At 71.1% G+C, this 10,187-nt stretch carries 5 protein-coding genes; 4 read left to right on the top strand and 1 reads right to left on the bottom strand.

The window, feature by feature from the left end; genetic code table 11:
* The first annotated feature begins 72 nt into the window (after positions 1-72).
* The 3 genes from OHS57_RS02800 to OHS57_RS02810 all read left to right on the top strand — a co-directional run bounded on the left by OHS57_RS02800 (position 73) and on the right by OHS57_RS02810 (position 3,745).
* Positions 73-1,317 carry an ROK family transcriptional regulator gene (locus OHS57_RS02800; protein WP_041999008.1) on the top strand — a complete coding sequence of 415 codons (1,245 nt, stop codon included), beginning with the start codon at positions 73-75 and terminating at the stop codon, positions 1,315-1,317.
* Positions 1,314-2,861, top strand: coding sequence for a M81 family metallopeptidase (locus tag OHS57_RS02805; RefSeq protein ID WP_041999005.1), 1,548 nt, complete (start codon positions 1,314-1,316; stop codon positions 2,859-2,861). The genes OHS57_RS02800 and OHS57_RS02805 overlap by 4 nt, the downstream gene beginning before the upstream one ends.
* 101 nt (positions 2,862-2,962) lie before the next feature.
* Positions 2,963-3,745 carry an SAM-dependent methyltransferase gene (locus OHS57_RS02810; RefSeq protein WP_041999002.1) on the top strand — a complete coding sequence of 261 codons (783 nt, stop codon included), beginning with the start codon at positions 2,963-2,965 and terminating at the stop codon, positions 3,743-3,745.
* Between the two features lie 39 nt (positions 3,746-3,784).
* Here the strand turns inward: OHS57_RS02810 and OHS57_RS02815 are convergent, their stop codons facing one another.
* On the bottom strand, positions 3,785-5,944 hold the full coding sequence (locus OHS57_RS02815; protein WP_328580871.1) for an alpha-L-rhamnosidase-related protein: 2,160 nt from the start codon (positions 5,942-5,944) through the stop codon (positions 3,785-3,787).
* A 252-nt stretch (positions 5,945-6,196) separates the two neighbouring features.
* On the opposite strand from OHS57_RS02815, the gene OHS57_RS02820 reads away from it, so the two are divergent.
* Positions 6,197-10,183 carry a family 78 glycoside hydrolase catalytic domain gene (locus OHS57_RS02820; RefSeq protein WP_328580872.1) on the top strand — a complete coding sequence of 1,329 codons (3,987 nt, stop codon included), beginning with the start codon at positions 6,197-6,199 and terminating at the stop codon, positions 10,181-10,183.
* Positions 10,184-10,187 lie beyond the last annotated feature (4 nt).

Consider the following 10,187-nt stretch of genomic DNA (forward strand, 5'->3'; position numbering starts at 1 on the left):
GACCTCTCGGCCGGACAGCGGCGCAGGCGTACTGTCATCGCCATCATCCCCGTTCCGGAAGTTAGTTCACCCATGTCTGACATAAGTGCACCGCACCGGAGCGGCGCCAGGGGTGTGCCCTCCCTCGCCTCGCGCGTCCTCGAACTCATCGCCTCCGGCCAGGCGGTGTCACGCACCGAGCTGGCGGAGCTCCTCGGCGTCGCTCCGTCGACGATCTCGCTCACGGTCAGCCAGCTCGTCGAGCGCGGTCTGGTCGCCGAACAGGGCACCCGCGCGTCCGGCGGCGGCCGGCCCCGCAAGGTGCTGCGCGTGGGCGGTACCGACGAGTACGCCGTCGCGGCCGACGTCGGCGGCCGGCACGCCCGGATCGGTGTCGTGCTGCCCGGCGGCGATCTGACCGATGTCTCGACCGTGCCCTTCGCCCTCGACGACGGCCCCGAAACGGCGCTGCCGCGGCTCGCCGAGACGCTCGAAGAGCTCGCCCAGGCCCGCGGCCGGGAGCGGCTGCGCGGCGTCGGACTGTCCCTGCCGGGCCCGGTCGACGTCGAGTCCAGGGCCGTCACCCTGCCCTCCCGGATGCCGGGGTGGAACAGGTTCCCCGTCGGCACCTGGCTGGAGGAGCGGTTCGGTGTGACGGCCGCCGTCGACAACGACGCCAACTGCATGGCCGTCGGCGAACACGCCGCGCGGCCCGGCAGACGCGGCCAGTCGATCATGGTGAAGATCGGCTCGGCCATCGGCTGCGGCATCATCGTCGACGGGCGGCTCTACCGGGGCGCGACCGGCGCCGCCGGGGACATCACCCACGTACGCATCGACGCGGCGGGCGACATCCCGTGCTCGTGCGGCAACACCGGCTGCCTGGAGACCGTCGCGTCCGGAGCCGCGCTGGTGCGGGTCCTGCGGGAGAGCGGCGCCGCCATCGGCTCGGTGGAGGACGTGGTGCGCCTCGCCTCCGACGCCGATCCCCAGGCGACACGCGCGGTCCGCCAGGCGGGCCGCCACCTCGGCCAGGTGCTCGCGGCGAACGTCAACTTCTTCAACCCCGACGCCGTGTATCTGGGCGGCATCCTCTCGACCCTCGAACCGCTGGTGGCCGCCGTGCGGAGCCAGCTGTACGAGGCCTGCCACCCGCTGGTGACCGAGCACCTCACGATCGAGCGCGCGAGTCTCGGCGCCGACGCCGGTCTCTTCGGCGCCGGCCAGTTCGCGCTCCAGCGCGCCGCCGCGCAGTCGGCCGACGCGGTCGCCGACACGGCGCCCCGCCCCGTACCGGCGCGCCGGAACCCCGCACCCACCGGAGACCTGACCTCATGACAACCGCAGCAGGAGGAGCCGTGCAGCCGTCCCGCACGCCCGTCGCCCGTCCCGTCATCGCCATCGCGGGCCTCGGCATCGAATCGTCCACCTTCTCGCCCGCCAGGACCGAGGCCCCGGCCTTCCGCCCCGCCAGGGACGCCGACGTGATCGCGCGCTACCCCTTTCTCGCGCCGGGCGAGCCGCTGGCCGCCGCTGCGCAGTGGCACGGCGCGCTCGTCGGCAAGTCCCTGCCGGGCGGCCAGGTGACGGCGGGCGCTTTCGCCGAGCTGTCGGACGAGCTGATCGAGCGACTGGCGGCCATGCCGCACCTCGACGGCCTCTGGTACGACATCCACGGCGCCATGACGGTCGAGGGCATCGACGACGCCGAGGCCCTGCTGCTGCGCCGGATACGCGAGACGGTCGGCCCCGACGTCGTCGTCTCGACCTCGATGGATCTGCACGGCAACGTCTCACGGGAGCTGGCCCACCAGAGCGACCTCATCACCTGCTACCGGATGGCCCCGCACGAGGACCACATGGAGACGAAGGAGCGGGCCGCGCGCAACCTCGTGGACCTGCTCGTCTCCGGCGCGCCCCGGCCGGTCAAGGCCTGGGTCCCGGTGCCGGTGCTGCTCGCCGGCGAACAGACCTCGACCCGCGTCGAGCCGGCGAAGAGCGTCTACGCCGCCGTGGCAGACGTCGAGGCGGCGGACGGCGTCATCGACGCGGCGATCTGGGTCGGCTACGCCTGGGCCGACGAGCCGCGCAACCGGGCCGCCGTCGTGGTGACGGGACCGTCGCAGGCCGCGGTGAGTGCGGGCGCCGAGCGGCTGGCCCGAGGGTTCTGGGAGAGCCGCCGCGGGTTCGCCTTCGTCGCGCCCACCGGGTCGCTCGACGCCTGCCTCGACGACGCGCTCGCCTCGGCGGACCGGCCCTACTTCATCAGCGACTCGGGTGACAACCCCACCGCGGGCGGTGCGGGCGACGTCACGTGGGGACTCCAGCACGTGCTCGCCAGGCCGGAGTTCCAGGACCCCGAAGGGCCCACCGTCATCTACGCCTCGGTGCCGGGCCCCGAAGCGGTCGCCACGGCGCGGAAGGCGGGCGTCGGCGCGACCGTCACCGTCACGGCGGGCGCGGAGGTCGACGACCGGCACGCGGGACCGCTCACCATGACCGGCGTCGTGCACTCGATCCGGCAGGGCGACCCTGACGCGGAGACCGAGGTCGTACTGCGGGTAGGCAGCGTGTTCGCGATCCTCACCACACTGCGAAAGCCGTACCACCACGAGCACGACTTCACCGATCTCGCGCTCGATCCGCGCGGCGCCGACATCGTGATCGTCAAGATCGGCTATCTCGAACCCGAGCTGTTCGACATGTCCGTGGGCTGGAAACTCGCGCTCACCCCGGGCGGCGTCGACCAGGACCTGCTGCGCCTCGGGCACCACCGGATCCGCCGCCCGATGTTCCCCTTCGACCCGGACATGGCGGAGCCGGACCTGACGGCCCGCATCATCGCGCCGTCGGACGAACCGCTCACGGGCGACGACGAGTGAGCGGCAGCCGCAGGTGAACGGCAGCGGCGCGTGAGCGGCGGCGACGGGGCGTCACGGGGGCCTCTGGCGGAGTGACGGACTCTTGGCATAGCGTCAGGCGCATGACAGGTCCGAAGCTTCAGGTGGACACCAGTGTGTCCCACGCCGCACGCGTCTACGACTACCTCTTAGGCGGCAAGGACCACTACCCCGTCGATCAGGCGGTGGGTGAGTCACTGCCGGCGGGCGCGGCCGAACAGGCCAAGCAGAACAGGGCGTTCATGCAGCGCGCCGTCCGCTGGCTGGCCACCCAGGGCGTGGACCAGTACCTCGACATCGGCACTGGCATCCCGACCGAGCCGAACCTGCACCAGATCGTGCAGCAGGTCAACCCGGCGTCGCAGGTGGTCTACACGGACAACGACCCCATCGTCCTGGCCCACGCCGAGGCGCTGCTGATCAGCCATCCCGACGGCGCGACCCATTACGTCCACGCCGACGTCCGGCAGCCGCAGCGGGTCGTCGACCACGCGCGCCAACTGCTCGACTTCAGCAGGCCGGTAGCGCTGTCCATGATCGGGCTGCTGCACTTCCTCCCCGACGAGGACGATCCGTACGGCATCGTGTCCACACTGGTCGCCGCCCTCGCCCCGGGCAGTTACGTCGCGCTGTCGCAAGGCGCCTCGGACCTGTCCCCTCCCGAGTTCACCCGGAAGGGGACGGCGGGATACCGGGACGGCGGCATCAAGCTCGCGCCCCGGACGCGCGAGGAGTTCAGCCGTTTCTTCGACGGACTCGACGTGGTCGAACCTGGCATCGTCCGGGCCCCGCAGTGGTTCCGGGACGAGCCCGTCGCGCCGGTCGAGGACATCTACCTCTACGGGGCCGTGGGCCGCGTCCCGTAGAGCCGGCGGCTACGGCTACGGCTACGGCTACGGGCGCGGTCAGCGCTTGCGGGCCGTTATTTTCCGGCTACCGGCCGGGATGCCGGTCAGCACGACGTAACCGCCGTCCGTCCGGGCCGAGTAGGCGCGCGAAGTGCCGTCCCAGGCGGCTTTGTTGCCCACCCGGACGACATATTTCGCAGCGTCCGGCACCGGCACCGCGATCTCCGCCACGGCGCCGGCCGGTGCGTCGACCGTGAGGTCGAACCCGTCGCGCCCACGGTCCTGCCACGACACGGCGACGACGCCGGCCGGGGTGGTCAACTGCCCCTCGGCGTGCCGCACTCCGCCGGGGTGCGGGGCGATCCGGTAGGTGGGAGCGCCGTGCGGGTCGGGGGCGATCCCCAGCAGGTAGAACGTCAGGGCCGAGGTGGGGCCTGTCGACCAGCCGTGGGCCGCGCTCATGTACGAGCCCGAGTAGTCCGACGTGCCGTCCGTGCGGTAGCCCTCCCAGAACGTACTCGCCGTGCCCTGGGGCGCGTCGAGCATGTAGCCCCACTCCAGCCGGATCAAGTCCACTGCGTTGCGGTCGAGTCCGGCCTCGAAGTGCGCGTGCACCTCCATGCCGCCGGGGAACGGGTGCACCGATGTGCCGCTCTTCTCCGGGGTGAGCGCGCCGGTCCTGGTCCAGCGGGCGGCGAGCGCCTTGCCGATGGCGGCGGTCCTGGCCGCGTCGTCGGTCAGACCGAACCAGACGGCGAGCGCGTTGCCGTCCTGCGGGTAGAGCGTGGAGCCCGGCTTGTCGCGGTAGAGCCCGGCGCCCGCGTCCCAGTAACCGCCCGCCTCGACCGCCGCCTTCAGGGCGACGGCCTTCGCGGCGCAGGCCGCCGCCGTCGCCGCGTCGCCTGCCGCTTCGGCGAAGGTGCCCGCGGCGAGCAGCGTCCGGTACATGATCGCGTTGGCTTCGAGGTTCTTCCCGTCGGAGTCGGTACGGGCCCAGTCGGCGGACTGGGTGACGTCGAGCAGGCCGTCGGAGCCGATCTTGGCGGTGATGTAGTCGAGGGCGGTCCTGAACTTCGGGTAGACACCGGTCGCCCATGCCGTGTCGCCGCTGAACTGGAGGTAGGAGGCGGTGCCGATGAGCGTCCACAGGTGGTACGCGTCGGAGTTGCCGACGAAGTTGACCGCGGGGCCCGCGTACGGGAGGGCGCCGTTCGCCGCCTGGTGGCGGTAGAGCGTGTCCAGCGAGTTCCGTACGGTCCGCAGGTCGCCGAGCGAGACGTAGTCGGTCAGCACCGAGATGCCGAGGTCGCCCGGCCACACCGTACGGTCCCGCTTGGCGCCGTCCACCAGCACCGTGTCGCCGGACTCGCCGATCCGGGCGCTGTTGTTCCAGCCCACGTCCGGCGGGCCCCAGACCCGGCCCTGGTTGCTCGCCACGATGTTGGTCTGCACGGTGTAGGCGCCCGCGTACCAGATGCGGGTGAGCAGATCGTCGTCGCAGGAGAAGTAGTTGGGGTAGGCCCGCAGGTCGGCGACGTTCGGCGCGAAGGCGATGTCGACCGAGACGTCGGTGAGATCGACGGAGCCGGCTGTCCGGTTGACGACGGTCAGATAGCGGAAACCGCCGCGCAGTTGGCTGACCGGGGTGCCCGCCGCTTCGGTGCCGCCGGTCGGTACCGAGGTCTGGGTGCTCACACGGCCCGCCGGGTCGACCGGGTAGGTCACCGGAGGCTCGTTGTTCGAGCCGCCGTTGGAGCCGTCGCTGGACGCCGTGCTGATGTAGGTGGACAGCTCGGAATAGGTCAGACCGATCGTCTGGCCGCTGTCCGACGCGTCACCGAAGGTCAGGGTGGCGAAGCCGCCGACCTCCTTGCCGAAGTCGAGGGTGACCGAGGCGCCGGCGCCGGTCAGCCGGGTGCGGGCCCTGCCGGACCTCTTGACCAGGTACGTGGCGTTGTCGACGCCGCCGGTGGTGCTGTGCACGGCGACCGGGCGCACCGTACGCCCCACGGGTGAGAGGTTGAACCGGTCCCAGCTGCCGCTGGGGGCGGCGCGGTGTCCCGCGCCGCTCGCGGCGTCCCGGCCGGCGCTGTCGGCCCGGGGCGCGGCCTCCGCCGTGCCGCCGCGCATCCCCGCGGCGACCACCACCGTCGCCGCTCCCGCTCTCAGGAGCGCGCGCCGCCTGGGTCCCGCGCCCGGTTCTGTCGTGTCCGGCATCGCTGCTCCCGTTTGTGGTGGGTACATGACAGTGGCTTGAAATGAATTGAAATGTTTCAAGCTCAGACGCGGCACACGCTATCCACGGCCACCTCGCGATGGCAACCATGCCGACCCGACATATTGCCGCCACACCAGCGGTAGTTGACATGAACGCGCGCGGATTTCTTCGTCGGGACCCTTGCTGCGACCCGGCTCGACCGGTAAGACATTCCCGGGAATGAAACGTTTTTCTCCTGAGGAGGCGTCACCATGACCGCAGTCGGACCTCGGAGAGGGCGCCGCAGACGTCTCGCGGTGCTCTCCGCGTTCGCCGCGACAGCCCTGGCCGTCCCCACTGTCGCCTCGGCCCAGCCACCGTCCCGGCACGGAGCCGACGGAACGACGCTCGCCCCTGCCGGCCTGCGCGCGGACGGGCGGGCGTCCGGCGCCCTGCTCGACGTCGCGCGGCCGGCCTTCGCCTGGACGGTCCGCGACACGGGCCGCGCCGAGGCGCAGACCGCGTACGAGATCCGCGTCCAGCCCCGTTCGTCGGGCAAGGCCGACCGGGTGCCCGACGGCTGGGACTCCGGCCGGGTCCGTTCGGCCGACTCCACGAATGTGCGCTACGCCGGGCCCGCGCTGATCAGTGACCACACCTACACCTGGTCGGTCAGGACCTGGAACAAGGAGGGCAAGGCCTCCCCCTGGTCCGCCGCCTCCTCCTTCGACACCGGACTGCTCAACGCCTCCGACTGGTCGGCCTGGTGGCTGCGCGCCGACGACGGCGCCCTCACCCGCAGCGACTTCGACCTGACGAAGCCGGTCGCCCGCGCCCGGCTCCACCTCGGCGCGCAGGGCATCGTGGAACCGCACGTCAACGGCGCACGGGTGAATCCGGCCGAAGTACTGGACTCCTCGGTCACCGACTACAACTCCCGTGTCCTCTACCGTTCGTTGGACGTCACCCGGCAGCTCCGCACGGGGCACAACACCCTCGCGCTGATGGCGGGCAAGGGCCAGTACGGCGGTGCACCGGTGATCGTGGCGCAGCTCGACGTCACGTACACCGACGGCACCACGGCGGCCTTCGGTACCGGCCCTGACACGAAAACCACCGCGGGCCCGGTCACCGCTGACGACTTCTGGAACGGCGAGGCGTACGACGCCCGCAAGCTCCCGGCCGGCTGGGACACCGCCGGGTTCGACGACGCGTCCTGGCCCGCGGCACACGCGCTGTTCCCGGTCGCCCACGACAGGAGCCTGGCCCAGGGCAAGCCGGTGACCTCGTTGGACACCACGACCACGGCCGGCTGGTCGCCCGCCGCGCTCACCGACGGTGTCGACGCGTCGACCGACAACTCGGAGGGCTACCACTCCGCGATCGAGTCGGCGCCGGACGTCACCAAGTGGGTGCAGACCGACCTCGGTTCGAGCCAGAAGCTGCGCAGGGTCACCCTCTTCCCCGCGCGGCCCACCAACGACACGGGCGGTGACTTCGTCGGCGCCGGCTTCCCCGTCCGCTACAAGGTCCAGGTCGGTGACGACCCGACGTTCGCCACGGCGACCACCCTCGTCGACCGCACCGGGGCCGACCAGCCGAACCCCGGCACCACGCCGGTGGTGGTCCCGGCCGACACCACCGGCCGCTACATCCGGGTGACCGCCACCAAGCTCCCCTGCATCGGCACCAGTTGCACCTTCCGGCTCGCCGAACTCGGCGCGTACGGCGAGCACCCCACGACCGCCCTCGACGCGATGACCGCGCTCCAGGCCGATGTGACGCCGCCGACGCGGGTCGTCCAGACGTACAAGCCGGTCAAGGAGACCACCCTGGCGAACGGCCGGCGCGTCTACGACTTCGGCCAGAACCGCACCGGCTGGACCACTCTCCAGGCCGCCGCACCGGCCGGCACCACCGTCGACATCAAGCAGGGCGAAATACTCGACGCGAACGGCGAGGTGTCGACGGCCAACATCAGCTTCAGCGCGTCCGACCCGCCCCGGCAGACCAACCACTACACCTTCAGCGGAGCCGGACAGGAGTCGTACACCCCGCACTTCACCTACGCGGGGTTCCGCTACGCCGAGATCAGCGGGCTGCCCGCCGGCGCGAAGGTCACGGTGGCGGCGCAGGCCGTGCACACCGACGTACCGGCGGCGGGTTCGTTCAGCACCTCCGACCCGCTGCTCAACCAGATCCAGGGCGCGGTCACCCAGACCCAACTCAACGGCCTGCAGTCCATCCCGGTGGACTGCCCGACGCGCGAGCGGCACGGCTGGCTGGGTGACGCGGGCGACACCGACCAGGAGGCGATGAGCAACTTCGACATGCAGTCGTTCTACGACAAGTGGTTCGGCGACATCCGCACGAGCGCCAACGCCGACGGCAGCCTCCCGTCCGTCGCGCCCGCCAACGGCGGCCAGAACTCCTGGGCCACCGACCCTGCGTGGGGCAACGCGTACCCGCAGATCATCTGGGACTCCTACGTCCAGTACGGGACCACCAAGCCGATCACCGACAACTACCGCCAGGTCAAGGCCTGGGTCGACTATCTGGCGACGATCAGCGACAGCGACCATGTCGTCGTCCACTCCCCGACCACCTGGGGCGACGACTGGCTGTCCACCGTCAGCACACCGCACAGCTACTTCCAGACCGCCTTCTACTACCTCGACGCGACGCTGCTGGCGAAGATGGCCGCGGTGACCGGCGACAAGGCCGACGCCACGCACTACACCGACGTGGCCGCCCAGGTGAAGTCCGGCTTCCTCAAGCGGTACTTCAACGCGTCGACCGACGTCTTCGGCAACGGCTCGCAGCTCTCGTACGCGATGCCGCTGGTGCTCGGTCTGGTCCCGGCGGGACACGAGCAGACCGCGCTGAACCGGCTGGTCCAGGACATCGGCGCGCACAACAACCATGTCACCACCGGCTTCGTCGGCACCAGCTACGTGTTCCAGGCGCTCGGCAAGTACGGCCGCAACGACGTGGCGCTGGCCCTGGCACAGCGCAAGGACGAGCCGAGCTTCGGCTACATGGTCACCCAGGGACCCGGCACCATCTGGGAGAAGTGGAACAACTCCTCGGCCCCCGACGGCACTTCGTCCAAGGACCACATCGGTCTCGCCGGCTCGATCGGCCAGTGGTACTACCAGCAGCTCGCCGGGATCCAGGCCGGTGACACCGGCTCCGGCTTCAGCACCCTCACACTGGCGCCGAGTGTCGTCGGTGACCTGACCCACGTCACGGCCTCGCAGCAGACCGTGCGCGGCAAGGTCGAAAGCTCCTGGAAACGCGACGGCAGCACCCTGACGTACCACGCCGTCATACCGGTCGGCGCGACCGCCACCGTCAAACTGCCGCTGCTGGGAGGCGCGGGATCCACCGTCCGCGAGAGCGGCCGTACGATTTACGACGCCGGCCGGCACCCGCAGTCCGACCCCGGGCTGAGCGTCGGCAAGGCCACCGACCGGACACTCAACCTGACGGCGGGCTCCGGCGATTACACCTTCACCGTCAGCGCCCCGCGGACGCCGGTCAGCCATCTCACGGTGACAGCCGGCCACTCGACGCCGGTCAAGGCGGGCACCTCCGGCGACGTCAATGTGGTGATCGAGGGTGCGTCCACCGCGTCCGGATCCGCCGAACTCGGCGCCCGGGTACCCGCCGGGTGGTCCGTCTCGGCCACCCCGGCGAGCATCCCGCTGACCCCGGCGCCGACCGAGACCCTCGGCACCGTGCATATCGGCGTGCCGGCCGATGCCAAGAGCGGCGACTACGCGGTGCCGGTGACCGTACGGGCCCCGGACGGCACGGTCGCCACCAGCGAGGTGCGGATCTCGGTGTTCGGCAGTTGGCCGGCCGGCACCACGGCGACGGCGTCCACCTTCCACGCCCCCAACGAGGTGGGCGGCGCGACCCGTACGTACGACCCGGCGAACGCCACCGACGGCAACACCGCCACGTTCTGGAACGACGACAACCAGAACGCCTTCCCGGACAGCCTCACCGTCACCTCCCCGACAGCGGTGACGCTGGACAGCGTGGCCCTCGTCTCGCATCCGGACGGCGTGCCCACGGACTTCACCGTCCAGACGTGGGACGGGTCGCAGTGGACGACGGAGGCGACCGTGGAAGGCAACTCCGCACCGGACCTGCGGATCCCGTTCAACGATCCGGTGACCACGACCCAGGTGCGGGTGGTGATCACCGGAACCCAGGACGGCTGGAGCCGCGTGGCGGAACTCGCTCCCTGACCTG

This window comes from Streptomyces sp. NBC_00370, assembly GCF_036084755.1.
GTDB lineage: Bacteria > Actinomycetota > Actinomycetes > Streptomycetales > Streptomycetaceae > Streptomyces.